Origin of the sequence: Dehalogenimonas sp. 4OHTPN, from assembly GCF_040448695.1 — a bacterium.
GTDB lineage: Bacteria > Chloroflexota > Dehalococcoidia > Dehalococcoidales > Dehalococcoidaceae > Dehalogenimonas.
Genome location: NZ_CP159307.1, coordinates 1,017,584 through 1,042,384, shown reverse-complemented (window position 1 = coordinate 1,042,384; position 24,801 = coordinate 1,017,584). Strand labels below are relative to the sequence as shown.

Annotated in this window: 25 protein-coding genes and 1 riboswitch; of the genes, 14 read left to right on the top strand and 11 right to left on the bottom strand. The window is 56.9% G+C overall.

Annotation, left to right across the window (positions count from 1 at the left end; genetic code table 11):
- Positions 1 to 10: 10 nt before the first annotated feature.
- Positions 11 to 988: a hypothetical protein gene (locus ABV300_RS05410; protein WP_353713883.1), complete on the bottom strand. Its 978-nt coding sequence runs from the start codon at positions 986 to 988 to the stop codon at positions 11 to 13.
- Between the two features lie 173 nt (positions 989 to 1,161).
- On the opposite strand from ABV300_RS05410, the gene ABV300_RS05405 reads away from it, so the two are divergent.
- The 6 genes from ABV300_RS05405 to pdxT are packed head-to-tail and all read left to right on the top strand — an operon-like array spanning position 1,162 to position 7,142.
- A complete protein-coding gene (locus ABV300_RS05405; RefSeq protein WP_353713882.1) occupies positions 1,162 to 2,097 on the top strand; it encodes a bifunctional riboflavin kinase/FAD synthetase in 936 nt (311 codons plus the stop codon).
- The gene (gene tyrS / locus ABV300_RS05400; protein WP_353713881.1) at positions 2,088 to 3,320 is read left to right on the top strand and encodes a tyrosine--tRNA ligase; all 1,233 of its coding nucleotides are present in this window, start codon (positions 2,088 to 2,090) and stop codon (positions 3,318 to 3,320) included. The genes ABV300_RS05405 and tyrS overlap by 10 nt, the downstream gene beginning before the upstream one ends.
- Before the next feature lie 28 nt (positions 3,321 to 3,348).
- Positions 3,349 to 4,437 carry an alanine--glyoxylate aminotransferase family protein gene (locus ABV300_RS05395; RefSeq protein ID WP_353715363.1) on the top strand — a complete coding sequence of 363 codons (1,089 nt, stop codon included), beginning with the start codon at positions 3,349 to 3,351 and terminating at the stop codon, positions 4,435 to 4,437.
- 19 nt (positions 4,438 to 4,456) lie between these two features.
- Complete coding sequence (gene serA, locus ABV300_RS05390; protein ID WP_353713880.1) at positions 4,457 to 6,034, top strand: phosphoglycerate dehydrogenase; 1,578 nt, start codon at positions 4,457 to 4,459, stop codon at positions 6,032 to 6,034.
- A gap of 11 nt (positions 6,035 to 6,045) precedes the next feature.
- Positions 6,046 to 6,543 carry a GNAT family N-acetyltransferase gene (locus tag ABV300_RS05385; protein WP_353713879.1) on the top strand — a complete coding sequence of 166 codons (498 nt, stop codon included), beginning with the start codon at positions 6,046 to 6,048 and terminating at the stop codon, positions 6,541 to 6,543.
- A gap of 2 nt (positions 6,544 to 6,545) precedes the next feature.
- Positions 6,546 to 7,142 (top strand): pyridoxal 5'-phosphate synthase glutaminase subunit PdxT, encoded by a 597-nt coding sequence (pdxT, locus tag ABV300_RS05380; protein ID WP_353715362.1) that lies wholly within the window; start codon positions 6,546 to 6,548, stop codon positions 7,140 to 7,142.
- 109 nt (positions 7,143 to 7,251) lie between these two features.
- On the opposite strand, the gene ABV300_RS05375 is transcribed toward pdxT, so the two are convergent.
- From ABV300_RS05375 to ligA, 3 genes are read right to left on the bottom strand one after another with little or no spacing between them, the layout of a single operon-like run.
- Positions 7,252 to 8,553 (bottom strand): DUF1015 domain-containing protein, encoded by a 1,302-nt coding sequence (locus tag ABV300_RS05375; RefSeq protein ID WP_353713878.1) that lies wholly within the window; start codon positions 8,551 to 8,553, stop codon positions 7,252 to 7,254.
- 41 nt (positions 8,554 to 8,594) lie between these two features.
- Entirely contained in the window at positions 8,595 to 9,191 is a 597-nt protein-coding gene (pth, locus tag ABV300_RS05370; RefSeq protein ID WP_353713877.1) for an aminoacyl-tRNA hydrolase, read from the bottom strand.
- Positions 9,188 to 11,248: an NAD-dependent DNA ligase LigA gene (gene ligA, locus ABV300_RS05365; RefSeq protein ID WP_353713876.1), complete on the bottom strand. Its 2,061-nt coding sequence runs from the start codon at positions 11,246 to 11,248 to the stop codon at positions 9,188 to 9,190. The genes pth and ligA overlap by 4 nt, the downstream gene beginning before the upstream one ends.
- Positions 11,249 to 11,884: 636 nt before the next feature.
- On the opposite strand from ligA, the gene ABV300_RS05360 reads away from it, so the two are divergent.
- Both ABV300_RS05360 and eno read left to right on the top strand, forming a co-directional pair.
- The gene (locus ABV300_RS05360; RefSeq protein ID WP_353713875.1) at positions 11,885 to 12,373 is read left to right on the top strand and encodes a TIGR00725 family protein; all 489 of its coding nucleotides are present in this window, start codon (positions 11,885 to 11,887) and stop codon (positions 12,371 to 12,373) included.
- A gap of 89 nt (positions 12,374 to 12,462) precedes the next feature.
- Positions 12,463 to 13,743: a phosphopyruvate hydratase gene (eno, locus tag ABV300_RS05355; protein ID WP_353713874.1), complete on the top strand. Its 1,281-nt coding sequence runs from the start codon at positions 12,463 to 12,465 to the stop codon at positions 13,741 to 13,743.
- A 6-nt stretch (positions 13,744 to 13,749) separates the two neighbouring features.
- Here the strand turns inward: eno and ABV300_RS05350 are convergent, their stop codons facing one another.
- Both ABV300_RS05350 and ABV300_RS05345 read right to left on the bottom strand, forming a co-directional pair.
- On the bottom strand, positions 13,750 to 14,190 hold the full coding sequence (locus tag ABV300_RS05350; RefSeq protein ID WP_353713873.1) for an META domain-containing protein: 441 nt from the start codon (positions 14,188 to 14,190) through the stop codon (positions 13,750 to 13,752).
- Positions 14,191 to 14,258: 68 nt separating this feature from the next.
- On the bottom strand, positions 14,259 to 14,774 hold the full coding sequence (locus ABV300_RS05345) for a nitroreductase family protein (protein WP_353713872.1): 516 nt from the start codon (positions 14,772 to 14,774) through the stop codon (positions 14,259 to 14,261).
- A gap of 171 nt (positions 14,775 to 14,945) precedes the next feature.
- On the opposite strand from ABV300_RS05345, the gene ABV300_RS05340 reads away from it, so the two are divergent.
- The 6 genes from ABV300_RS05340 to ABV300_RS05315 all read left to right on the top strand — a co-directional run bounded on the left by ABV300_RS05340 (position 14,946) and on the right by ABV300_RS05315 (position 19,712).
- Positions 14,946 to 15,947, top strand: coding sequence for a 2-hydroxyacyl-CoA dehydratase (locus ABV300_RS05340; RefSeq protein ID WP_353715361.1), 1,002 nt, complete (start codon positions 14,946 to 14,948; stop codon positions 15,945 to 15,947).
- Positions 15,948 to 15,996: 49 nt separating this feature from the next.
- Entirely contained in the window at positions 15,997 to 17,013 is a 1,017-nt protein-coding gene (gene gap / locus ABV300_RS05335; RefSeq protein WP_353713871.1) for a type I glyceraldehyde-3-phosphate dehydrogenase, read from the top strand.
- An 83-nt stretch (positions 17,014 to 17,096) separates the two neighbouring features.
- A complete protein-coding gene (locus tag ABV300_RS05330; protein WP_353713870.1) occupies positions 17,097 to 18,146 on the top strand; it encodes a HAMP domain-containing sensor histidine kinase in 1,050 nt (349 codons plus the stop codon).
- Positions 18,143 to 18,829: a response regulator transcription factor gene (locus ABV300_RS05325; RefSeq protein WP_353713869.1), complete on the top strand. Its 687-nt coding sequence runs from the start codon at positions 18,143 to 18,145 to the stop codon at positions 18,827 to 18,829. Before ABV300_RS05330 ends, ABV300_RS05325 begins: the two co-directional genes overlap by 4 nt.
- 63 nt (positions 18,830 to 18,892) lie before the next feature.
- Positions 18,893 to 19,135, top strand: a complete 243-nt coding sequence (locus ABV300_RS05320) for a hypothetical protein (protein WP_353713868.1) — start codon at positions 18,893 to 18,895, stop codon at positions 19,133 to 19,135.
- A 13-nt stretch (positions 19,136 to 19,148) separates the two neighbouring features.
- Positions 19,149 to 19,712, top strand: coding sequence for a hypothetical protein (locus tag ABV300_RS05315; protein WP_353713867.1), 564 nt, complete (start codon positions 19,149 to 19,151; stop codon positions 19,710 to 19,712).
- A gap of 78 nt (positions 19,713 to 19,790) precedes the next feature.
- Here ABV300_RS05315 and ABV300_RS05310 read toward each other — a convergent pair whose 3' ends face one another.
- The 5 genes from ABV300_RS05310 to thiC form a co-directional block, all read right to left on the bottom strand.
- A complete protein-coding gene (locus ABV300_RS05310; RefSeq protein WP_353713866.1) occupies positions 19,791 to 20,126 on the bottom strand; it encodes a DUF4870 domain-containing protein in 336 nt (111 codons plus the stop codon).
- A gap of 64 nt (positions 20,127 to 20,190) precedes the next feature.
- On the bottom strand, positions 20,191 to 21,303 hold the full coding sequence (locus ABV300_RS05305; protein WP_353713865.1) for a site-2 protease family protein: 1,113 nt from the start codon (positions 21,301 to 21,303) through the stop codon (positions 20,191 to 20,193).
- Between the two features lie 26 nt (positions 21,304 to 21,329).
- A complete protein-coding gene (gene greA, locus ABV300_RS05300) occupies positions 21,330 to 22,136 on the bottom strand; it encodes a transcription elongation factor GreA (protein ID WP_353713864.1) in 807 nt (268 codons plus the stop codon).
- Between the two features lie 103 nt (positions 22,137 to 22,239).
- Complete coding sequence (locus ABV300_RS05295; protein WP_353713863.1) at positions 22,240 to 23,337, bottom strand: site-2 protease family protein; 1,098 nt, start codon at positions 23,335 to 23,337, stop codon at positions 22,240 to 22,242.
- 20 nt (positions 23,338 to 23,357) lie between these two features.
- Positions 23,358 to 24,659 carry a phosphomethylpyrimidine synthase ThiC gene (thiC, locus tag ABV300_RS05290; RefSeq protein WP_353715360.1) on the bottom strand — a complete coding sequence of 434 codons (1,302 nt, stop codon included), beginning with the start codon at positions 24,657 to 24,659 and terminating at the stop codon, positions 23,358 to 23,360.
- Positions 24,655 to 24,758, bottom strand: a riboswitch (TPP riboswitch). It overlaps the preceding gene by 5 nt.
- Positions 24,759 to 24,801: the final 43 nt, after the last annotated feature.

Below are 24,801 nucleotides of genomic sequence, written 5' to 3'. Positions count from 1 at the left end.
CCTTTTAATGCTATTCTACTGATGAAAACACGACAAAAGCGCTAACCAGATATATTCCGATAATCACCGGCGTATACCAGCTGAACAAGCCACCAAGTTGTTTTCTGCCCGGGTAATTTATACCGATTATCGCGACAAGTGCCATAATTACGGCAGCTGCTATCAGTACCAGGTTGTCTCCCGAGACTGAAGTTAGTATTGCCCCCCCTCCGAATATGTCCGGAACGATAATAATAGACGCTCGATACATAATACTTCCGGCCATGTTGGCGACCGCAAGATCAACGGCCCCAATCCTGAGAGCGATAAGGCTAACGATAACTTCCGGAGCCGACGTAGTGATGCCGAGAACTAACGCGCCCACAAAACTCGAAGAGAGTCCGGTGATTATGGATATTTGTTCCCCAACATAGGATAACCAAATCCCGGCAATCACAACGGCTGAAGATGCGAGTATTAACTTTAGGATGAAACTCCGCCAAGCTAAGGGCAAATATCCATCTTGTGTTTCTTCTTTTGTTGCCGTTTTTTGCTGATAATACAATAGTACAAAATATAATAATAATAAAAATATACTTGTCAAGCTCACTGTGCCAAGAAGTATTGCTGCTGTTGAGCCCATGACAATAGCGATTCCTGAAACCGAAAGTAGAATGATGCCACTGAACAATATGAAAACTTGGCGCCGGCTCACAGCCTTTAATAGGGGCAGCTTCTGATTTAAGAGGTCCATTACTCCTATCATTAGTAGGTTAAATGTGTTTCCACCGTAGAGGGTACTCAAAGCCAAATCATCATCATTAAATATAGCGGTGGCACTGGCTGCAGCAATGGTCTCAGGAATCGAAGTGATTGTGGCTACCAGCACTAACCCAATCCACAAGCCTCCGAGTTTGGTTTTTTTTGCGAGTGTATCGGCGTATTTCGTTAAACGGGCACCGGCGTAGAGTAAAATCGCAAAACAAATTGCTAGCTGGATCCAGATCATTTGACATCCTCAAATCGATGGGACGAGCTTCATAAGTTAGGATTTCAATTGTACCTTAATACATTTTTCCAGTGCCACCTCGATTGACACTCTCCCTAAGTGGTGTTAATATAGCGCCAACTTGAACGTGTTTTTTAGAGGGGACATCGATCCCCTCTTCGAATTTCAAGACCGTGACGCAGATCGAGTCTGAACTCTTAAAAGTCCACCCGCCTCGACCGGTAGTGTTGACCATCGGCGTTTTCGACGGCGTACACCTGGGCCATCAAGCACTGATCGCAGAGACCATACGCCAGGCAAAGAAAATCGGGGCGCTATCAGCCGTCGTTACCTTCGCCGGCCACCCCCGTCAGGTACTTGGCAAGCATAAAGAATTACCACACCTAACCTCTCTCGACCGGCGAATTACGTTGTTAAAATCCACTGGTATCGACCTGGTTATTACGCTGGCCTTCACCGAAGAACTGGCGTCTTTGCCGGCTTTGGAATTCATCCGGCTTTTAAAGAAACACTTGTCGTTAACCGGCTTGGTGGTCGGGCCGGACTTCGCCCTGGGCAAGGGAAGGGAAGGGGATATAGCCTCCCTAAAAGCGATAGGCGAAAAGTACGGCTTTAACCTTATCGTGGTACCACCGCAGCTCAAGGCCGGCCATAAAGTGTCCTCCACGCTGGTGCGTAAAGCCATGGCCGAAAGCAACATGAAAAAGGTCCACGACCTTCTGGGGCGCTGCTTCAGTTTGGAAGGAAATGTGGCAAGAGGGGAAGGCCGGGGCGCGAAACTGGGCTTCCCCACTGCTAATCTGGAGATCGCCGCAGACCAAGCGCTACCTGCAGACGGCGTCTACGCCACCATCGCGTCTATCAACGGGCAAGCAATACCCTCCATCACCAACATCGGAACCCGGCCCACCTTTGGTGTCGGGAACCGGACGGTGGAAACCCACCTGCTGGATTTCAACGGTCAGCTTTACGGCCACAGGTTGGAAATTGCTATAATAGAGCAGATTCGTCCGGAAGAAAAATTCGCCTCGCCGGATAAACTGCTCAACCAGATCAAAGAAGACGTTGCCAAAGCCCGGCAGGTCTTAAAGAAAACGGAATGCGTCTAATGCCTGACATCGATTTCATCTTGAAACGTGCAGTAAGTGAGATCATCTCCGAGGATGAACTGCGGCAGCTTCTGGTTTCCGGCCAGAAGCTGCGCCTAAAAGAAGGGTTCGATCCCAGTTCTACCGACATCCATCTCGGCCACATGGTTGGCTTGCGCAAGCTGCGCCAGTTCCAGGACCTCGGCCACCAGGTGGTGCTCATCGTCGGCGACTGGACAGCACAGATCGGCGACCCCACCGGGGCCTCGGTTACCCGTCCGATGCTTACCTCCGAACAGGTCAAGGCCAACGCCGAAACCTACATGCAGCAGTTCTTTAAAATCGTCGACAAATCCAAGACCGAGGTCAGGTGGCAGAGCGAATGGTTCGGCACGTTCACCCTGGCCGATGTCATCAAGCTGACCAGCCGCTTCACCATCGCCCAGATGCTGGCGCGCGAGGATTTTAAAAAACGGTTCGAGTCCAGCCGGCCGATCACCATTACCGAGTTCTTGTATCCGCTGCTTCAAGCCTACGATTCGGTCATGGTTCGCTCGGACGTTGAGTTCGGCGGCAACGATCAGAAGTTCAACTTGCTGGTCGGCCGGGAACTCCAATCGATGATCGGTCAGCCGCCGCAGCAAGTCTTCCTGACGCCCATCTTGACCGGCACCGACGGCACCAAGAAGATGTCCAAAAGCCTGGGTAACTATATTGGCGTGGCTGAAGCCCCGGAGGACATTTTCGGCAAAGTCATGTCCATCGGCGACGACCTCATCATCCAGTATTTCGACCTTCTGACCGATGTCACCGATGAGGAACTTAGACATTTCGAGCGTGACATGCTCTCCGGCCGAACCAACCCGATGTTGCTAAAGAAGCGTCTGGCACGGGAGATCATCGGCCAGCTCTACTCCGCGTCCGACGCCGATGGGGCGGAACTGGCCTTCGAGCGGGTCCACCAGCGCCGGGAGTTGCCGGCCGAGGTACCAGAGTGCCACGTATCTTTCGGATCGATGAGAGCCGGGGACTGCTACGAAATCGATCTCCCCTGCCTTATGGTAGTCGCCGGGCTGGCGGGCAGCAAAAGTGAAGCCAAACGACTTATCGAACAGGGCGGCGTGTCCGTGGAAGGCCAGAAGTTGACCGGGGAAAAAGCCCTCCTAAAGAGCGGCTGCGTCATCAAAGCCGGCAAGCGCAAGTTTGCCCGCGTCGTCGATACCGACATCCTCGGCGCCTCATAATTGCGTTCAATATTAAAGGAGAAATATGGTGCAGAATTTACGCATTCCCGGTCCCACCCCCTGCCCTCCCGAGGTCCTAGTCGCCATGGGCCGTCAAATGATCAACCATCGCGGCAGCGAGTTCGCCGAGATCATCAAGGACGTTACGGGCAAGATGAAGCAGGTTTTTCAGACAGAGAACGACCTGATGTTGCTTACCGGTTCCGGCACCGCCGGGCTGGAGGCAGCGGTGGTCAACATGCTCTCCCCCGGTGACACGGTGCTGGGAGTGGCCATCGGCGTCTTCGGTGAGCGTTTTACCAAGATTGCCCAGACGTTCGGCGCCACGGTCATTCCGCTGAATTTCGAGCACGGCAAAGCCGCCGATCCGGCTTTGATAAAGAAGGCGTTGGACGAGAACCCGCAGGTCAAGGCCGTCCTGGTCACTCACAACGAGACCTCGACCGGCGTCACCAACGACCTGGCGGCCATTTCCAAAGTGGTCAAGGGCGCCGGCAAACTTCTCCTGGTTGACTGCATCTCCTCGCTGGGCTCGGTCAACGTCCCAATCGACGAGTGGGGCATCGATGTGGCCATCTCCGGCTCGCAGAAAGGTTGGATGGTGCCGCCGGGAATGGCCATGGTCGCCGTCTCCGAGGCCGGCTGGCAGGCATACACCCAGGCCAAGATGCCGCGCTTCTACTGGGACCTGGGCAAGGCCAAGGCCGGTTTGGAAAAAGGCCAGACGCCATGGACGCCCAATGTGTCCGTCGTCTTTGCCTTCCAGGTAGCCCTGGACATGATGCTCAAGGAAGGCATCGACAGCATTTTTGCCCGACACCAGCGCATCGGCAGGTTCACCCGAGAAGGGATCAAATCGTTGGGACTGACCCTTTTGGCCGACGAAAAGCACGCCTCCAACACCGTCACCTCGGTGGTCGCCGACCGCGGTCTCGACGCCAAGAAGCTCAACAAGATCATGAAAGACGAGTTCAACATCGTACTGGCCGGCGGTCAGGGGCCGCTGGAAGGCAAGATTTTTCGCGTAGGCCACCTGGGTTTGGTGAACGAGAAAGATATCCAGGCGGTTTTCGACGCCCTGAAGGTCGCCTTGCCCAAGGCCGGGTTCGTTGGATAAAGGAGAATTTCCCGTGTCAATGAAGAAAGTCCTGGTCGCCGACGCGCTGTCGCCCGCCGGCATCGAACGGCTCAAGGCGGTGGCCGAGGTCGACGTCAAGACCGGCCTCAAGCCGGAGGAACTCATTACCGCCATCGGCGACTATGATGCCCTGCTGGTGCGTTCGCAGACCCAGGTGACCGCCGATATCATCAAGGCAGGCAAGAACCTGCAGGTCATTGGCCGGGCTGGCGTCGGCGTCGACAACATCGACATGAAAGCGGCTACCGAAGCCGGCATCATTGTCGTTAATGCCCCTACTGGCAACACCATCTCAGCCGCCGAACACACTATGGCTTTGATGTTAGCCTTGGCCCGTCATATTCCCAGGGCCAACGCCTGCCTTAAAGGCGGCGCCTGGGAGCGCAACAGATTCCTGGGCACCGAGCTCAGGGGCAAGATGCTGGGCGTCATCGGTCTGGGCAACATTGGTTCCGAGGTAGCCAAGCGAGCCCGCGCTTTCGAGATGAAGGTCATCGGTTTCGACCCCTTCGTCTCGGCTGAGCGCGCCAAGAACATGCAAATCGAGTTGGCGACACTGGAGCGCATCTACAAGGAAGCCGATTTCATCACCCTCCATGTTCCGCTGACCGCCCAGACAAAGAACATGGTCGGCGCTAAAGAACTGGCGATGATGAAACCCTCCGCCCGCATCATTAACGCCGCCCGTGGTGGACTCATTGACGAAGAGGCACTTGTAGCGGCGGTCAACGATAGGAAATTGGCCGGGGCAGCCATTGACGTCTTCATCAAGGAACCGTGCACCGACAACGTCTGCTTCGCGGTAGAGAATATCGTGGTCACGCCGCACCTGGGGGCTTCTACCGCCGAAGCCCAGGACCTGGCGACTTCTGACGTCGTCGACCAGGTCATCGATGTCTTCAGCGGCGCACCTGCCCGCTACGCGGTAAACGCTCCTTTCATCGCCATCGAAAGCCTTCCGGTGATCAACCCCTTTATCAAGGTTGCCAATACTGTAGGTCGTCTCCTTTCACAACTTGCAGAAGGCCAGATGACAGCTATCAACATCAAATACTCCGGAGAGATCGCCAGCTACGACACCCGGGCGCTTAAGGCTCTTGTGCTGGGCGGCATCCTGGAGCAGATCTCTGAAGAGCGGGTTAACATGGTCAATGCCGATATTGTGGCAGCCAGGCGCGGTATGAGCATCACCGAACAGAAAGAGGCTGCCTGCGACAACTATGCCAGTTTGATCACCGTTGAAGCGGTGACCAGCGAAGGCAACACGACAGTGGCCGGTACCATAATGCGCGGCGAGACCCATATCGTGCGTATTGACCAGTACTGGATCGACATCGTGCCTACTGGCGGCTACTTCCTATTTGCCGACCATCGCGATCGCCCGGGTCTCATCGGCGCTGTCGGCAGCATTACCGGGCAATCGGACGTTAACGTCAGCTATATGCACCTGTCTCGGCTCAAGCCGCGAGGCCAGGCGCTGATGATCCTGGCCCTGGACGAGGCTCTGCCGGAGTCCGGGCTGAAACAGGTCCGGGCGCTGGAAGGCGTGCAGACGGCCAAACTGGTAAAGCTATAGGCTGATTTCCGATGGGGGACAGTTCATCGCCGATAATAGCGCTGGCCGGGACCGAGACCCCGGTGATCCTGGATATCATCAATGCCGCAGCCAAACGCTACGAAGGCATCGTCCCGCGCGACTGCTACCATGAGCCTTACATGTCCGGTGACGAACTGGTGCGTGAAATGGCGTCGATGATCTTCTACGGCTTTGTCGAGAACAGAGAAATTGTCGGCGTAGCCGGCTTCCAACCGGTAGCCGACGTTACCCTGATCAGGCACGCCTATGTCCTGCCGGGTTATCAGCGAAAAGGCATCGGGTCGAGATTCATGGAACACCTGAAGGCATTAACGAAAACCCGCAGCCTGCTGGTGGGCACTTGGGCGGCGGCTTATTGGGCAGTCGACTTTTACCGGAAGTATGGCTTCAATCTATTGCCGGACAAGGATGAGTTGCTGGCCAGGTACTGGCGCATCTCGCCGCGGCAGATAGAGACCTCGGTGGTGCTGGGCATGGAGCTGGAATAATGATGAAGATCGGCGTCCTAGCCATGCAGGGAGCCTTCGCCGAGCATGTCGCCATGCTGAGGAGAATCGGCGCCGAGGCAGTCGAAGTCCGCCGGGCGGAGCAAATTGAAGGACTGGCCGGCCTCATTATCCCCGGCGGTGAGAGCACTACCATGCTCAAGCTGGCCGATATCTATCGGCTGAATGAGGCCATCAAGCACCACGCTAAGAAAGGGCTCCCCATTTGGGGCACTTGCGCCGGGGCGATACTCCTGGCCGATGAAGTGACCAATGCCGGATCAAATATGCCAGTGGGCTTGGGCTTGATGCGCATGTCAGTCAGGCGCAACGCCTTCGGGCGGCAGGTGGACAGCTTCGAGGTCAAGTTGACGGTGGATGGATTGGATGGCGAGCCCTTTCCGGCCGTCTTCATCCGCGCCCCCATCATCGAGAGCGCCCTGCCGCCGGCCGAGGTGTTGACCCGGCTGGGCAACGGCACCATTGTGGCGGTGCGGCAGGATAACCTGCTGGCCACCAGTTTCCACCCGGAATTATCGATGGACGACCGCTTCCACCGCTATTTTATCAAAATGGCGGTGGAATACCTGGCCAGGCATTAACACACCGGGTAATTGGGGGGTTTCATCCTCCAGTCGAAGGACTCCACCCAACCTGCTGCCCTTATCCCCCGGTACTAAGCCTACAGGCTGACTTTTCGCGTCCCCGATATCAATCGCGGAGACGGTACATGACGATGCCGGACGGTATCTTGGGATAGAAGTAGGTGCTCTTGCGGGGCATGCGGTCGCGGGCGTCCGAGATTGCTTGGATCGTCTCCGGGCGCACCGGCTTCAGGATAAAGGCGAACTGGAACTCACCGGATTTAACTCGAGATATCGCGGAGTCACGGTCATGGTCATAGGCAATGCGCTCCTCGTCCATGGCGTTCATACCTAGGATATCTTCCAACACCACGTGGTCGACGACGCTGACGTCCATGCCGCGGTAGGTGGCGGTATGGCCGGAAGGCATCAAATCCTCGACCTTCGCTTTGTCCTTTACCGTCAGGCTCAACAACTCCCCGCCGTTCAACCCATAGATGAAAAACCTTGAGCTGTCCTCGGTCATCAGCGTTTTGATCTGCCGCCAGGCGTCTCCTGAAAGCGAAAAACGCTCGACAGTAAAAAACTCCTCGAGTCGTTCAGGCAGAATGAACAATTGGTGCTTGGGCAACCCTTTGATCAGGCGATGAGTCGGCAGGATGAGAAGGCCGGGATCGGCCATGTCGGTCAGCGACATCATGATGAAGTTGAGCGCCGCATCGCGGGGGATGTTGGGATCCTGGGCATAACGCTCATTGCGGTAGGCCAGCGCGCTCTCATAGCGATGGTGCCCGTCGGCGATGTAGACGGGCATTTCGGCGAAGCCACGCTCCAGGGCGGCGACAGCCTCGGCGTCTTCGATCACCCACAAGCGGTGGGACTCTCCGGACTCGCTGCTGAACTCCACCGTCGCCGGCCAACCGGCAACCTGGTCCAGCAACGAGCCGATGTAACGCCCCGGGTCCTGGTACAGGCCGAAGACCGGACTGGTGTTTGCCTCAAGAGTAGCGATTAGCTTTATGCGGTCGCGCTTCGGTCCGGCCAGCGTCTGCTCGTGCGGCCGGACGATCATCTTGTCCCACTCTTCGAGGCGGACCCTGGCGAATAGGCCGCGGCGGACGGAGGTCATGCCGTCATGGGTGAAACTATGCTCGTGCAGGTAATAGGCCGGCTTGCCGTCCTGCATCATGACATCGGTGCGCAGCCATTCGAGTAGACAGGCGCGCGTCCGGGTATAGCGGTTGCAGTTGTCATCGTCGTTTGCCAAGGTCTTGGAAAACTCGATGCGAATGTAGTTGTGTGGGCTGCTGGCGAGCAGTTCAAGTTCCTGTTTCGGGCTAATGACGTCATACGGCGGGCAGATGACCGCCGCCATGTCTTCGGTGGCGGTGTTATAGCGGATGGCTTGGAAAGGACGAATATCGGCCATAATAATCCTCTTTTCTTTGGGGGCGATGGAAAACCAGTAGTCTACTCGATAACCGGGCGCGTTTCAACTCTGTTAAAGCGATTCATGGCGGCCTCCAATCCCTGTTCCACCATTATCTCGATGGCTTCAGCGGCTTTGCCGATGGCGTCCTCGGCGATATTCCGTTCTGTGGCGTCGAATCCGGTCAGGACGTGATCGACGACGTCGCGATGCTCGGCATCTAGAGGCTCAGGCCGCCCGATGCCAATCTTGAGCCGGGCGAAATCCATGGAACCGACCGAGGCGATGATGGACTTGAGGCCGTTGTGCCCGCCGGCGCTGCCGTTGGCCCGCAGGCGGATCTTGCCGAGCGGCAGGTCGAGGTCGTCATGGACGACCAGAATGTCCGAGAGTTTCACCCGGTAGCGGCGCATCAAAGAGGCCACGGCATCGCCGGAGAGGTTCATGTAAGTCTGAGGCTTGGCCAGCGCGACCTCATGCCCGGCGATCCGGCCTTCACCGGCGCGGGAATGGCAGCAGCGCTTGTCAAAGTTGATGCCGTTTCTCCGCGCCAGTTCGCCCAAAACAGCGAAACCGATGTTATGTCGAGTTCCGGAGTACTCCCTGCCCGGGTTGCCCAGGCCGATGATAAGCTTCATGAAAACAGCCTCGGTTGGCCGCTTGATGGCGGATTCAGCATCCTCAATAATTGCTCCTCGGTAATGGTCTCGATGCCCGCCGCCCTGGCTTTATCCAGCTTGGAACCGGCGTCCCCGCCGACGACAAGGTAGCGGGTGTTCTTGGTCAGATTGGGCTTGGTCGTCCCACCGGCTGCCCGGATCTTTTCCCAGGCCTGGTCCCGGCTCATAGAGCGGAGGGTGCCGGTGACGACGAACTCCTCGCCGGCCAGCGGCCCGGCTTTCCTGGCCGCTGGTATTTCGGGCGTATCCAATATCTTCATCAAACGCTGGATAATGGTGCAATTGTCCGGGCTGTTGAAATAGGCCAGGATGCTTTCGCCAATCTTGTCGCCGATGCCTGGTATGGCATCAAGACGCTCCTCTTTGGCTTCTGAAAGCGCCTTCAAGTTGCTGAACTCATGGGCCAGCAGCACCGCGTTCTCCTCACCGATGTGGCGGATGCCCAGGGCAAAGATGACGTTGGGGAGAGGTCGTTTCTTGGATTTGGCAATCGCGTCGATAATATTCCTGACGCTCTTCTCCCCCATGCCCTCGCGGGTTGCCAACTGTTCAACTTTGAGATCGTACAGGTCGGCGACATTTCTAACCAAGCCTTCCGACAGGAACGCGGCCGACAGTTTCTCGCCGATGCCGCGGATATCCATGCCCGGTTTGGATACGAAGTGCTCGATGCTTTCCTGAAGCTGAGCCGGGCAGGACGAGTTGGGACAGTAATACATAACCTCGCCCTCGGGCCGATAGATCTCGGTGCCGCAGACAGGGCAGTGCGCCTTGCCGTCCCTGCCGCGCAGCTTCTCCTCGATGCTGAATTCCGGCGGTTTGTCCTTCCGTTTCTCGAGTACCGGGCCGACTACCTGGGGAATGACATCGCCGGCGCGCTGGATGACGACGGTGTCACCGAGGCGGATGTCCTTGCGGCGGATGTCGTCTTCGTTGTGGAGGGTGGCCTGGCGGATGACGACGCCACCGACGTAGACCGGTTCGAGGATGGCATATGGGTTCAGCGTGCCGGTGCGGCCGACGGAGATGCCGATGTCTTTGAGCTGCGTCGTCGCCTGATGGGCAGGGAACTTGAAAGCGATGGCCCACCGCGGCTCACGTCCTACCGACCCCAGCCGTTGCTGCTGGTCTAGCGAGTTCAGCTTCACCACGATGCCGTCAGCCTCATAAGGCAGCTTGTCGCGTCTTTCGTACCACTCGTCGTAGTACTTCTCCACTTCCTCGAGGCTGTCACACTTATGGTTATGGGGATTCTCTTTGAAGCCCCATTTCTTCATCAGTTCCAGTGCTTCCCAGTGCGTCTGTGGCATCTCCCCGTTTTCCACCCAACCCAGCATGTAGATGTAGATGTCTAGCGGCCGCTTGGCTGTCACCTTTGGATCGAGTTGCCTGACCGAACCGGCGGCGGCGTTGCGCGGGTTGGCGAATAACGGAAGGCCGTCTTTTTCCCGCTCTTTGTTCAGCTTCTCGAAACCGGATATAGGCAGGAAGACCTCGCCGCGGACCTCGAAAGCACCCGAGGCCTCGCCGCGGACTTTGAGCGGCAGGCTGCGGATGGTGCGCAGGTTCTGGGTGACGTTCTCACCCTCTTCGCCGTCACCGCGGGTGGCGCCAACGGCGAACTGGCCATCTTTATAGGTCAGGGCGATGGCCAGCCCGTCCATCTTGTGCTCGCAGACGAAAGATAAGTTCTCGCCTGGTAAGAGTTTGGCGACCTTCCTGTGCCATTCTCGGAGTTCGTCCTTGGTGAAGGCGTTGCCCAGCGAAAGCAGCGGGCGGCGGTGCTTGACCACGCCGAAAGCCTTAAGCGGCTCGGCGCCGACACGCTGGGTGGGAGAGTCCGGCGTCACCAGCGCCGGGTGCTCATTCTCCAGTTCCTGGAGTTCCCGGAGGAGGGCATCATATTCCTGATCGGAGATTTCCGGCGCGTCCAAGACATAGTACTGGTAGTTGTGGTGTTCTATCTGGCGGCGGAGTTCCTGCGCCCGGGCCTGGGCCTGAAGAAGTTCGGTCATAGGTGCTTACTTTATATCACAATCCCAGCCGGGCGTCATGCGTCATGCTCCATGAGTTGTATTAAAAACGACTGAAACGATTCTCCCGGCAATTTGTCGGCGGGCTGAACTCGCTGATTTGTTAAATACATCTATCGCTTTACTTTCAAACCAATTATTAACCGAATGGAAGCAAGCCCTACCGCGACCGGGACCAACACCCAGCCGGGCATTTCTAAGCTAAGGGAGTTGAACTCTTGAAAAACAGATTGGCTTTAGTGAGATGATGACGGTATTATAGCACCTACGTTCTTATGATTGTCAAGCGACTCCTGTCGTTTTTTACCGAATATTTTTAAGTCCATAATCGGGATGAAGCAAGCAGTCCATGGAGAGGCCGGTTTTCGGTGGGAAAGTGGGATTGTCCCACATTCCCACCAATTCCGTTTAAAAGGCCGTATCAAAATAATGCGCGCGGATATTGGATCGAGGCTGAGCTAACAGCAGCAGGAGCATCGGTCACTCCTGAACACAGGATGGTTTCGCCGCACATCGCAGCGGGAAAAACCGGCAGGGTGAAGACATGGACATTCACTGGCAATAATCTCCCAAGTCTCCCTTTTTCAAAGTGGGGAGCGGGTGTTATAATCCGCCGGCATGAAAGCTAAATATTTCGTCTCGGTCATCGGCGGGTCGAAAGCCTCAGCTGCCGACCTGAGAATCGCCGAGGAAGTCGGCGGCGAACTTGCCAAAGCCGGCGCTGCGGTGGTCTGCGGCGGACTGGGCGGGGTTATGGAGGCAGCTTGCAAGGGCGCGGCGGATGCCGGCGGGCTGACTATCGGCATTTTACCAGGCGAGCACCGGGAATCGGCCAACCCCTTTGTCCAGATTCCCATTGTGACCGGGCTCGGCTTCACCAGGAACTCGATCGTCGCCAAGAGCGGCCAGGCGGTAATCGCCATCGGCGGCAGCTACGGCACGCTGTCGGAGATCGCCTATGCCCGGATCTCCGGTCTGCCGGTTATCGGCATTGACACCTGGAAGATGTCACGGCGAGACGAGGAAGCGGATTTCATCTTAAGAGCCGACAATGCCCGAGAGGCGGTGCGGCTAGCTATCGCCAGGATCGAGGAGAAGGCGGAATAATAGCCGCGGTATGCTGTACCGCTGCATATCCCCGGATCCTCCCGATGGATTCCCGCTTACGCGGGAATGACAAATTAAAGGAGATTGACATGCCGGTTATCAGGAGCATCAGGGGACACGAGATATTGGACTCCCGCGGCAATCCGACGGCGGCGGCCACGGTGACTCTCGACAACGGAATCACGGGCTGGGCGGCGGTGCCTTCCGGCGCCAGTACCGGAACACATGAAGCGGTCGAACTGCGGGATGAAGATCCCCGCCGCTACGGCGGCAAGGGCGTTCTAAAGGCGGTACGCAACATTGAGTCCGAGATAACCGCCGCCGCGGCCGGTAAAGATGCCACCGACCAGAAAGCTCTCGATGAGGCGATGATCGCGCTCGACGGCACCGAGAACAAAAGCTGCCTGGGGGCCAACGCTATACTGGCGGTATCGCTGGCCGCGGCTAGAGCGGCAGCCAACTCCCAGTGCGTTTCCCTCTTCAGATACCTCAATCCAGCCGGCCCTTACAGCCTGCCGGTGCCGCTGCTGAACATTTTAAACGGCGGTCGACATGCCGCTAACTCGACCGACTTCCAGGAGTTTATGATCGCCCCGGTAGGCGCGCCAACGTTCTCCGACGCCCTGCGCATGGGCGCCGAGATTTACCACTCCTTGAAGAGTTTGCTCAAGAAACTGGGTTACGGCACCAATGTCGGGGACGAAGGCGGCTTTGCCCCTTCGCTCCGGTCCAACGCCGAGGCTATCGAGGTCATCGTTAAGGCTATCGAGAAAGCGGGCTACGCCCCAGGCCGGGAGTGCGCCATTGCCCTCGATTCAGCGGCTTCCGAACTGTACCGTGAAGGCCACTACGTCCTCGAACGCGAGAACAGGACGCTTTCCAGCGCCGAACTTATCGAGTTTTATGCCAAATGGGCAGCCGACTATCCTATTATCAGCATCGAGGACGCCTTGTTCGAGGACGATTGGGAAGGCTGGAAGGCCTTGACCGCGAGGATCGGCCGTAAAGTCCAGCTTGTCGGCGACGATCTTTATGTCACCAACATCAAGCGGCTAAAGCGCGGCATCGCCGAGAAATCATCGAACTCGGTTTTAATCAAACTGAACCAGATCGGCAGTCTGACCGAGACTATCGCCGCCATCGAGATGGCCCAACGGGCCGGCTGGACGGCCATAGTCAGCCACCGTTCCGGCGAGACCGAGGACACCACCATCGCCGACCTTTCGGTAGCCATGGCGACAGGCCAGATTAAGACCGGCGCACCCTGCCGCGGCGAGCGGACCTGCAAGTACAACCGGCTGCTGGCTATCGAGGCGGAACTTGGAGCCGAAGCGCGGTACGCCGGAGCGGCGGCGTTCAGAGTCAGTTAACCCGGATCAGGGCTCAAAGACCAGTATCCCCTGGGGACCCGAGAGTGTCAATCGCCGGTGTTCCAGGTCGAACGAGGTCACCGCGAGCAGAATGTTGAAATAGGCGGCTTCCTGAGCGTTGATGCCGCCGCCGCATGCGATCTCCGTCTGGATAATTTCCTTCACATCCAAACCGTGTTGTCCTGAGAGTACATAACCGCCGCCGTAAGTGTTACAGCCACCCGATCCCCCGACTCGATTACCATCGGGATCGAACCTGATGGTAATCCTGGTCCCGCTAATCGGCGAGTTTATTTTTCCCGGATCGCCGAATTCCTCAAGCACCCAGAGTGTGCGCTCCAGGGGCACTTCAGCGCCGGGGGGATAGCGGTCAGTGCACGCCGAAGCCGAGACAAGTAAGTTTATAAGCAATAGCCCGGCGGCAGGAATAACGGCATTTTTCTTCATCGAAATCGCTTCCCGCTATCAAATGCGTCAGCCGCGAGAAAAAAAGTATCCTCACTCTGAAGGACCGATTACCGCGGCGGGCGGTCATAGACGACCAGCTCGGACAGGGGGCGGCGGGACTTGGGACGCAGCTGGCTGTGGGCATACCCCAGCGGCGTGAAGACGATGGGCTGCCATTCATCAGGTATACGCAGGACTTTTCTGGCTGTGGGTACGTCAAAGGCCGCCACCCAACAGGTGCCCAGACCGAGACTGGTGGCCGCCAGGATAATGTGGTCCATGACGATGGCAGCATCGACCTCGGCATAATTCTTACCGTCGTGGCGTTCCCAACCCCGGTCGGGCAGAGCGCAGACGCATAAGAGAATCGGCGCCTGGGTAAACCATTCGCTGGGGTAAATGCCCTGGAGTTCTGCTTCCCGGCCTTCAGTATGGATAATCAGAACTTTAAATGGCTGGCGGTTGGCGGCGGTCGGTGCCAGGCGGGCGGCTTCAAGTACTTTTTGCAGCTGGTCATCGGGCACAGTATCTGGGCGGTAAGACCTGACGCTGTAACGGCTGGAAATAACCTCGGAGAACTCCATTCTCTTACCTCTCGGAAATTTTTCCGACTCTTGCCGGCGAACAGGCTTTGGCTCGACAAAGAGATTATACAACGGTGCAGCGGCTAAATATCAATAGGATGGGTCTCAGGGATCGAAAACATGGTCTGGCCGGAAAGACACGACCAGTGGAATTAGGTATAATTGCCCGCTGTGAAACGCATCGGCATCACCACCACCGTACCTGTCGAGGTCATCCTGGCGGCTGGAGCCGTCCCCGCTGACCTCAACAACCTCTTTGTCAGCGATGCCGACCCGCCGTCACTCATCGCCGTGGCCGAGAAGGCCGGATTTCCGCTTAATACCTGTGCCTGGATCAAGGGTATTTACGGCGCGGCGATCCACTATGGCATCGAAGAGGTCATCTGCGTCACCGGCGGCGACTGCTCCAATACGCTGATGCTGATGGAGGTGCTTCGGCACCAGGGCATTAAAACTATTCCATTCGCCTACCCGGCGACGCCGGAAACCGGCCGGGTGTCACGGGCTATCAGGGAGTTGGCCGCGGAACTGGGAACAACAGCCGCTGAAGCCGAGGCTGCCAGAATCGGCTTGCTGCCGGTGAGGGCGCTAACCTCAGAAATCGACCGGCTGACCTGGCAGGAGAATACAGTCTCCGGGAAAGAGAACCATTACTGGCTGGTTTCAGCATCAGATTTCAATCAGGATACTGAGCGCTATTTCAGTGATCTGGGAAAGGCCGTAGAGCAGGCCCGTAACCGCCCGGCCTTTTCTTCAGGCCAGGTCCGCCTGGGTTTCGCAGGAGTGCCGCCGGTCTACGCCGCCGAGTTGTACCCGTATCTGGAGAAATGCGGCGGCCGGGTGGTTTTCAACGAAATCCAGCGGCAGTTTTCCATGCCGTACCAGGTAAAAAGCCTGACCGAGCAATACTGCCGCTACGCCTACCCGTACGCCACCGAACACCGGGTCGCCGACATCCGCCAGGCGGTAAAGGATCGGCGGCTGGATGGGATTATTCATTACGTGCAATCGTTTTGCCACCGCGCCATCGGTGATATAATACTGCGGTTGAAACTGGATATCCCGATTTTAACCGTCGAGGGCAACGCCGATTTCGGTCTTTCCCAGCATCTTAAGACAAGGCTTGAAGCGTTTTTGGATATGCTCAGATTAAAAAGCCCGGATAATTTCTGATTCAGGTTCCCACCCGGTACTGAAAAGTGAATAACAAGGAGGACCTCTCATGGTAACCCGCATCGGCATCAACGGCTTCGGGCGCATCGGCCGGCTGACTTTCCGCGCCATCAAGAAATATCATGCCAATGAACTCGAGGTGGTAGCCATCAACGACCTGGCCGACACCGCCACCAACGCCCACCTGCTGAAACATGATACCAGCTACGGCGCCTATCCCGGCACTGTTGAGGCGGGAGAAGGAATCATCATCGTTGACGGCAAAACGGTGCGGGCGTTCTCCGAAAAGGAACCCAACAGGATCCCCTGGAGCGACTACGGCGTCGATATCGTCATCGAGTCTACCGGCCGATTCTCGGACCGGGCCAAGGCGGCGCTGCACCTGGAAGGCGGCGCCAAAAAAGTCATCATCTCCACCACCTCGGCCAACGCCGACCTGACCGTGGTCATGGGCGTTAACGAGGAAGCCTACAACCCGGCCGAGCACGCGGTCATCTCCAACGCCTCCTGCACCACCAACTGCGTCACCCCGATGGTCAAGGTCATTAACGACAAGTTCGGCATCGAGAAAGCGCTGATCAACACGGTTCACGCTTACACCAACGATCAGAGTCTGCTGGACATCTACCACAAGGACCTGCGCCGCGCCCGCGCCGCGGCGCTGAACATTATCCCTACCACCACCGGCGCCGCCAAGGCGGTCGCCCAGGTTATCCCGGAATTAAAGGGGTTGATCCACGGCATCTCGCTGCGGGTCCCGGTGGGCAGCGTTTCCATAGCCGACCTGACAGCGATTGTGAAGCGGAACGTCACCGCCGAGGAGGTCAACGCGGCGCTGGAAGAAGCCGCCGGCGGCGGGCTCAAAGGCGTCCTGACCTTCTGTAAGGAAGAACTGGTCAGCTCCGACTTCAAGGGAGACCCGGCATCCTGCATCATCGACGCGCCGTCCACCATGGTCATGGCCGGCAATATGGTCAAGGTACTGGGCTGGTACGATAACGAGTGGGGCTACTCCACCCGGCTCGGCGACCTGGCCGCCTTCATGGGCAGTATCGGCCTGGGATAAATTCAAGCCTTCACAGGAGCGGCTCCGGTTTTCCCGGAGCCGTTTTTTATTGCCGTTGTAACTTCAATATACTAAAATGTCTTATGCCGACCCGCAGCAGGCTCCTCCGCTTATGCTCCCTGATCTTAATCGTCTCAGGCTGCCTGCTGTTATTTTCAGCAGGGCTGGCTTCGCCATTATCGGCCACAACCGGCTTAATGTCCGCCGCTGCCGAAGCGGTTTCGCCGCAGCCTTCAGACGACCCCGGCATCGAACTGCCGCCGCTGCCGGCCAACTGGTGGGTCAATTTTATAGCCGCCGCTATCGGCGTACTGATCGCCTACGGTGTTTACTACCTGCGGCTTCGGGCGGTGGCGCGCCAGAAAGCCCTGCTTGAGACCGAGGTGGCGCTTCGTACCGCTGAACTTAAACTGTTGAACGAAGAACTCGACCGAGAAATCCACCGCCGCGCCGATTTCAACCGCGCCCTGGTGCACGAGCTCAAAACACCTCTCACCGCGATGCTGGCTTCGGCGGAATTGTTCGTTGATGATCTGGCGGGAGATCCGCGCCAGGAATTGGCCAAAAATATCCATCGCGCCGCCCAGAACCTTGACCGGCGCACCGATGAACTCCTGGATGTGGCCAAGGGCGAGGTGGGCATGCTCACCGTGGCGCCGTCGCCGGGCGACGCCAGGCCGCTTTTAATCGGCATGGCCGACAACCTCAAAGCGGCGGCTGCCCGCAAACACCAAACTTTGATCGTTGACGTGCCAGCCGACTTACCCAAAGTGAGGCTCGATGAGGACCGGCTGCGCCAGGTGCTTTATAATTACCTCACGAACGCAGTAAAATATACGCCTAAGGGCGGCGAGATCACTCTCAAGGCATACGCCGTTCAGGGCGAGCTGCGGGTTGAGGTCAAAGATTCCGGACCGGGCATCAGCGGCGAAGCGCAGAAAAGACTATTTGAACCCTATTACCGGGTGCCCCAGAGCGGTGGCGAAAAACTCTCCGGTTTGGGTCTGGGGCTGGCGCTGTCAAAAATGATCATTGAACTTCACGGCGGCCGTGTTTGGGTCGAGAGCGAACCGGGACACGGGGCGACCTTTGGCCTGGCGCTGCCGACGGCCGCAGACAGAGGAAATGTATGAAAGTACTCATGGTTGAGGATGACGCTCAGATTGTCGACTCAGTCGCCTGGGCGTTCCGCATGCGCTGGCCGGATGTGGAGTTTTTGTCAACGGACTCAGGCGCCCAGGCGGTGTCTCAGGCCAGAGACTTAAAACCGGATTTAGTCATCCTGGATTTGGGGCTGCCCGATATTTCAGGTTTCGAGGTCCTCAAAGGCATCAGGCTGTTTGCCAACTACCCCATCATTATACTGACGGCCCGAAAGGACGAATTTGACATCGTAAAGGCTCTTGAAGCCGGCGCCGACGACTACCTGGTAAAGCCGTTCCGGCAGATGGAACTTTTGTCCAGAATCAAGGCGCTGCTGAGGAGATCGGCCACGCCGGCGCCGGACTCAAACCTGGCCGCGGGCGATTTGCGGCTGTCTCCATCGACCGGAATCCTCCATTACCATAATCGGGAGATCCCGCTGACCAGGACCGAAGAAATTATCATGAGCAAGCTGATACAACACCCGGGCGCGGTGGTGACCTACGCCGCCCTGGCCGAGGCGCTGTGGAACGATTTTTATCCAGACTGCGTGGCGGCGCTGCGCGTCTACATCCGGCAGCTCCGGCAGAAAATAGAGGCCGATGTAGACAATCCCAAGATTATTCTGAACAAACACGGTGTCGGCTACATGCTGGCGACGCCACAGGAGTAAGGAATCATCGATGAGAAGGCGCCGGGGCACCGGGCGGCGGAATTCGTCATCAGGGAAAGTCTGATGGGAATAGCCAGTCTGGCAACAGGGATTACCAGCTTTATCGGGCTGCTGGCGGGTTTTCTGACCGGAGGAACTTATTATCTCTGGCTGGCTCTCATTCTGGCCTTTTGCGGGGTGTATTTCGGCCTGACAGCGGCGGTCAGGCGGCGCCGGTATGCCGCCGGGATCGCAGGACTGGTTATCAGCGGCTTGGTCGCGATAATATCCGCTGTGGCGATAGGCGTGACCAGAGGTATCAGCTAACTATTCGAGAGAGATGATGGAAGAACAAAAACAGTCGTCAGGAATACCGGTTTCAGGGTTGGATTCCGGTCGTTTCCGCAAGCTTAAGATCTTTATCCAAACAACCAACGGATTATTTTCCGGCTACACCTTGTGCCAGCAGCAGCAGCGGCTTCTGGACGCCTTGAACAAAGGCGGATTCAGCGGCAAGCTGCAGTCCAGTTCAGATTTCTTGACCCTGGTCGAAGCTGATGTGGTGACTTCTGAGGGTGAACCCCGGCGCATGGATATCGCGTTCATCCGCAAGAGTAACATCTTGTTCGTTGGCGAAGGTAACAGCGAGCCCGCGGCGGCGCCGAGCGCCGCTTACCCGATCCGGCGGAAGAAACCTGTCCAGGCGGCCATCAGTCTCGCCCAGACAACCCTGACCGGCAATATGCACAGTGAAATGTGGGAAGAACTTCAGGACGCTCTCAACCGGAGCGACCAGTTTATCCCGGTGACTGACGTGATTTTCAACCCAGCGCTGCAAGGCGGGATAAAACACGCCGATTTCGTGGCGGTGAACAAGGACCACATCATCTACGTGGGGAAATAACTCTCGTTCTGTCCGAGGAACTTCTCCAAACCGGCAGGCAGTCGGCCGAAACGGGTGTCGAGGCTATCTGGTTTAAGCCTAACCTTTGCCGAGCAGGCTCTCGGCGATATCCCCGGCCACCGGCAGTTTGTAGCGCTGCCCCTGATAAGCTTTTCCCATGAGCACGATCCAGAGAATTATTCCGGCAACCCATATAAGCCAGGCAAAAAGTAAATTAAACAGCGCAAACGGTCCACTCAGTATCAACCCAAGGATTTGAATAAATCCGAAAACGACTATAGATTGAAAAGCGTGAAATCTCACAAATCTGTTTTTGGGCTCGATAATCAGGAAAATTATGCCCGTTATCCAAGTCCCAAGATAACACAGCAAACCGGCGACGTTCTCTTGAAGACCGGTAGAGGTCTTTTCCACAGGAATCCTCCTTGATCCAATATGCCGATAAGGTTATTACAGAAGCATCGAGGTGTCAATTTCCCTAACGGCCGAGTTCCTGCTTGATCTGAATATAGCTCAGCAGGTCAGCGCGGGAAAGCATCCCGCGCAGCGCGCCGCCCTCCAGAACCGGTAACTGGTTGAATCCTCCGCCTTGCATAAGCTCGAGAGCCGCCGCCAGGTCGTCATCAGGGGAAACGGATTTTACCTCATTCATCGGGGTAAGGATACTACTGACAGTCTCCGACGACCAGGTGTGCCTTGGTGAGCGTTTAATATCCGTCATACTAAGAAGCCCGATCATGCGGCTGCCTTCAACCACCGGAAAGGCGCGCTGGCGCTTCTCCAGCATCTCATTCAAAGCTGACTCAACCGTCAATGTCGGAGAGATGGTGTGTAAATCCAGCCTGGCGATCTGACTCACTTTAATCCCTTTAAGGACCTCCGAGAGCAAAGACTGTTGATAGCTTGCCGAGGCTGCCGAGGCTAAGAACCAGCCGATTAAAGCCAGCCACAAACCGCTGATCCCGACATTGAAGGCTAACGCGATGCCGCCGAAGATAAACAAATAAGCGATTACCTGACCGGTTGTGGCCGCAATTCGAGTCGCCTTATTGACGTTGCCGGTTATCTTCCAGACTAGCGACCGGAATACCCGGCCGCCGTCAAGAGGAAATCCGGGAAGTAAATTGAAAATGCCTAAAATCATATTTATCTGGGCCAAATAGAGGGTGACAGCGCTCAAGGCGGTCTCGACTGGCCCGCCGGCGGAATAGACAACGTAGAATATGGCCGCCAAAGCGAAACTGATCAGAGGCCCCGTCACCGCCATGCGGAACTCGGCGCCGGGAGTATCGGCTTCCTTACCGATATTGGACGCGCCGCCGAAAATAAACAGCGTGATATCTTTTACCGGTATGCCGTTACGCCGAGCGACTACCGAGTGACCCAGCTCGTGAGCCAGGACCGAGGCAAATAGCGAGAGGCTGGAGGCAGCCCCGAGCAGCCAGTAAGTCGCGGAGCTTTCTTCGGGGAGAATGGAAGGGAAGTAGCTGGCGGCAAGCGACCAGGTCAAAAAGGCGAATATCAGGAGCCACGAAACATGTATACCAATCTCTATACCCAGAATGCGCCCGATCTTGAATGATGACCTCATGCCGCCTCCGATCGAGACTGTTTGCTTTATTCAATGCACTCTATCAGATATTTCACTGTACAGGCCGGTGCGACAACCTCGACGATTTCACCCGCTGAGCGCCCCATAACAGCTTTGCCGATGGGCGATACCGGAGAGATCCGGCCGGTCTTGGGATTTACTTCACGAGGGGTCACCAGTAAATAGGTTCTTTGAATACCAGACACTGTTTCCTTCAGAGTGACCTTACGGCCAAGGTCAGCCATAGTTCCAGCAGCACACTCCTGCTCGCCTACCACGGCATGCTTGAGGAGAGTCTCCAATTCTTTGATCTTGCCGTCCAGGCGGGCTTTCTCTTCCCGGGCGGCATGGTAGGGCGCATTCTCTTTCAGATCCTTGTCCGCCGCCGCGCGTTTAATATCATCAATGACATGTACCCGGCGCTCTTTTAACCCGGCCAACTCCGCCGTCATCTCTGCCTGTTTGTCAGTTGTCAGAACCAGTTTCTCAACAGCCGGGCGCGAGTTGGACGACCTGACTCTGGCAACAACTTTCCTCACTTTCAGGTGACCGGACATTTCCGATGAAATCCAATTTTGACGGGCAGCAAAAGCCAGCATTTCTCGTACAGCCTTAATCTTGGCGGCGCCATCTTCACCGGAGGGCTGGCTTTCCGCGTATTCGCCAAGTTTCGGCGGGGCAATTTTATCAATACTCTGGTGAGCCCCGTACCATCTGACAAAGTTCATCACCGCCGGCGTTACGGCTTCACGTTTTCCGGAAGACAAGGAGCCGAGGTAGGCTACCGCGGCGTCTGTCAGATCAGCCGGACGATCATTTTGGGTTTCTGTCATTCTTTCCTCTCGAGCGCTGGTTATTTCAGAAAGCAAAGTATGCTTTGCTCAATGGCCAAATCCAAGTATATACTGCCAATGTGAATGAGGCAAAGAGTGTTGCTCAGGTGTTTCCGCCTCTTGGGCTGTTTACCAGGTCGATCAGTGCGTCCAGAAAGACGAAGCCGACCGTCCGGCCGTCCTGTTTAACCACCGCATAATCACGCCCGGTCTCATTCATCTGCTGGGCCAGCACCAGGAGGTCATCACCGGGTGAGATCTGAAGGGCGCCGTCGACCGGCAGGGCGATGCGGTCCAAGCCGGCTGTGCCTGAATGAGCTGAAAGGGTTGGCGTGAACACTACTCCCTGCCGGTCACCGAGGTTGACCAACAGGCAGCGTTCAGCACCAGGATTAATAAGTAATTCACTCACCTTAGTCTCCGGCGGGATTTCCCGGCAGCGGGTTTCCATGACTTCCGAGACTTTCCGCCCCTTCATCCATTGCTGGAGATAATACTGCCGCAGGCTGAGACGTGCGGAGTATTCAAGATAGACACCTATCAGGATAAGCCAGACCCCAGCCAGCCAGTCCTGGTTTTGGACGAGGACGAAGATACCGGCGGCGACTATCGCCAGACCGGTGATGCGCCCACAGGCTACAGCTACCCTGGTTGCCCGAAGGTTGTCGCCGGTTAAGCGCCACCATAAGGCGCGAAGCACCCGTCCGCCGTCAAGGGGAAATCCGGGCAGGAGGTTGAACCCAGCGACGATTAAATTTATCTGTGAAAGCCATAAGGACATAGCGGCAATGGTATTCAGGGAACCAAGGAATATTTGATAAGCCGCCCAGAATAATACTGCCATTAGCAGACTGACCCCGGGACCGGACAGAGCCATTTTCAGTTCGGCACTCGCTGAGGCCGGCTCTCGATTCATCTGTGCCGCTCCACCAAACAAAAACAGGGTTATGCCGCCGATCGGAATTCCGGCTGACCTGGCGGCCAGAGTGTGTCCTAACTCATGACCCAGAACCGACACGAAAAAAAGGAAAGCGGTGCCGGTTCCCATAAGCCAGTAAGAAAGCGTGCTCTCGCCGCGAACGGCGCCTGGAAATACATCCCGGGCCAGGAAGACAGCCATCAGTATGAAGATGAGAAACCAGCTGAAATGGATACGAAAATCGATATCTAGGAATCTGCCAAATTTGAAAGCTGAATCCAAATATTTGCCTTAAGCTCGGCCTATTCGCATCGGGCGGTCTGAATGCCGAGGTATTTTTCCGCCATTTCCATGGCGCAAAATTCACCGCACATAGTGCAGGCGGCTCCGGAGGTTTGTCGAGCCGCGTGCCGCCGGCGCGATAACCCAGGATCAATCGAGAGATTTGCCTGTGATTCCCAATCGAGGTTCTTGCGCGCCCGGGCCATCTTAAGATCCCAATCTGCGGCGCCGGGGAGGCCCCGCGCGATGTCGGCGGCATGGGCGGCGATACGAGAGGCGATCACCCCCTGGCGCACGTCTTCCGGTTCCGGCAGCGAAAGGTGTTCAGCCGGAGTGACATAGCATAAAAAATCGGCGCCGTACATGGCAGCCAGGGCGCCGCCAATGGCTGAGGTAATGTGATCGTATCCCGGCGCGATGTCGGTCACCAGCGGCCCGAGGACGTAAAACGGGGCGCCGCGGCATACTGACTTCTGCAGCTCCACATTAGCCTGAATACGGTTTAGCGGGACGTGACCGGGACCTTCAACCATGACCTGGACGCCTGCCTGCCTGGCGCGATCAACCAGTTCACCGAGGACAAGCAGTTCTTCAATCTGGGCGCGGTCAGTGGCGTCGGCCAGGCAGCCCGGCCTCAGCCCGTCGCCCAGGGAAATGGTGATGTCATGCTCCAGGGCGATTTCAAGCAAACGATCGAATTGTTCATACAACGGGTTTTCTCGGTTATGATAGACCATCCAACCGGCCATCAAAGCGCCGCCCCGCGAAACGATATCGGTCACTCTTCCCTGGGATTTTAACCTCTGAATCACCCCTGAAGTGACGCCGCAGTGTACGGTAATAAAGTCCACGCCTTCCGCGGCATGGCTGCGGATCACATCGAACAGACCCTCAGAGGTCAACTCGATGATTGAACCGTGCGCCGCCCGAGCTCGGACTCCGGCTTCATAAATCGGCACAGTGCCGAGCGGAACCGGGCAGCGTTTAAGGATGGCACGACGGATGGCGGTCAAATCGCCACCGGTCGAAAGATCCATAACAGCGTCAGCGCCGGCCTGAAGCACCGCTGCCAGCTTGTCCAGCTCTATTTGAACGTCGGCGCAATCAGGGGAAGTGCCGATGTTGGCATTGACTTTCGTTCTTAGGCCCCGGCCGATCCCCCGCGGCTGGAGGTTGGCATGCCCGTTGTTAGCCGGGATGACCACAACACCGGAAGCGATACTTTCCCTGATTTCCTCAGCGGTGACATTTTCCGCGGCGGCGACTGCCGCCATTTGAGGGGTGATAACGCCGTCCCTGGCGCGCAGCAATTGAGTTGTCATCATTATACCGCCTTCCCTACGCTCGGATTATCGAGTTCAGGTGCCAGGGTTGTCCTTCAGCTGAAGGACTCTCAGCTTTGCGCACCCCTAGCGGTCTGGTGTCATTAGCATAACACAACGGCTTCAAAGTGGCCAAAAATGC

Coding starts and splice junctions, on each gene's coding strand:
- ABV300_RS05410 (WP_353713883.1), bottom strand. CDS start 988: ATGATCTGGATCCAGCTAGCAATTTGTTTTGCGATTTTACTCTACGCC.
- tyrS (WP_353713881.1), top strand. CDS start 2,088: ATGCGTCTAATGCCTGACATCGATTTCATCTTGAAACGTGCAGTAAGT.
- serA (WP_353713880.1), top strand. CDS start 4,457: ATGAAGAAAGTCCTGGTCGCCGACGCGCTGTCGCCCGCCGGCATCGAA.
- ABV300_RS05385 (WP_353713879.1), top strand. CDS start 6,046: ATGGGGGACAGTTCATCGCCGATAATAGCGCTGGCCGGGACCGAGACC.
- pdxT (WP_353715362.1), top strand. CDS start 6,546: ATGAAGATCGGCGTCCTAGCCATGCAGGGAGCCTTCGCCGAGCATGTC.
- ABV300_RS05375 (WP_353713878.1), bottom strand. CDS start 8,553: ATGGCCGATATTCGTCCTTTCCAAGCCATCCGCTATAACACCGCCACC.
- pth (WP_353713877.1), bottom strand. CDS start 9,191: ATGAAGCTTATCATCGGCCTGGGCAACCCGGGCAGGGAGTACTCCGGA.
- ligA (WP_353713876.1), bottom strand. CDS start 11,248: ATGACCGAACTTCTTCAGGCCCAGGCCCGGGCGCAGGAACTCCGCCGC.
- ABV300_RS05360 (WP_353713875.1), top strand. CDS start 11,885: ATGAAAGCTAAATATTTCGTCTCGGTCATCGGCGGGTCGAAAGCCTCA.
- eno (WP_353713874.1), top strand. CDS start 12,463: ATGCCGGTTATCAGGAGCATCAGGGGACACGAGATATTGGACTCCCGC.
- ABV300_RS05350 (WP_353713873.1), bottom strand. CDS start 14,190: ATGAAGAAAAATGCCGTTATTCCTGCCGCCGGGCTATTGCTTATAAAC.
- ABV300_RS05345 (WP_353713872.1), bottom strand. CDS start 14,774: ATGGAGTTCTCCGAGGTTATTTCCAGCCGTTACAGCGTCAGGTCTTAC.
- gap (WP_353713871.1), top strand. CDS start 15,997: ATGGTAACCCGCATCGGCATCAACGGCTTCGGGCGCATCGGCCGGCTG.
- ABV300_RS05330 (WP_353713870.1), top strand. CDS start 17,097: ATGCCGACCCGCAGCAGGCTCCTCCGCTTATGCTCCCTGATCTTAATC.
- ABV300_RS05325 (WP_353713869.1), top strand. CDS start 18,143: ATGAAAGTACTCATGGTTGAGGATGACGCTCAGATTGTCGACTCAGTC.
- ABV300_RS05320 (WP_353713868.1), top strand. CDS start 18,893: ATGGGAATAGCCAGTCTGGCAACAGGGATTACCAGCTTTATCGGGCTG.
- ABV300_RS05315 (WP_353713867.1), top strand. CDS start 19,149: ATGATGGAAGAACAAAAACAGTCGTCAGGAATACCGGTTTCAGGGTTG.
- ABV300_RS05305 (WP_353713865.1), bottom strand. CDS start 21,303: ATGAGGTCATCATTCAAGATCGGGCGCATTCTGGGTATAGAGATTGGT.
- greA (WP_353713864.1), bottom strand. CDS start 22,136: ATGACAGAAACCCAAAATGATCGTCCGGCTGATCTGACAGACGCCGCG.
- thiC (WP_353715360.1), bottom strand. CDS start 24,659: ATGACAACTCAATTGCTGCGCGCCAGGGACGGCGTTATCACCCCTCAA.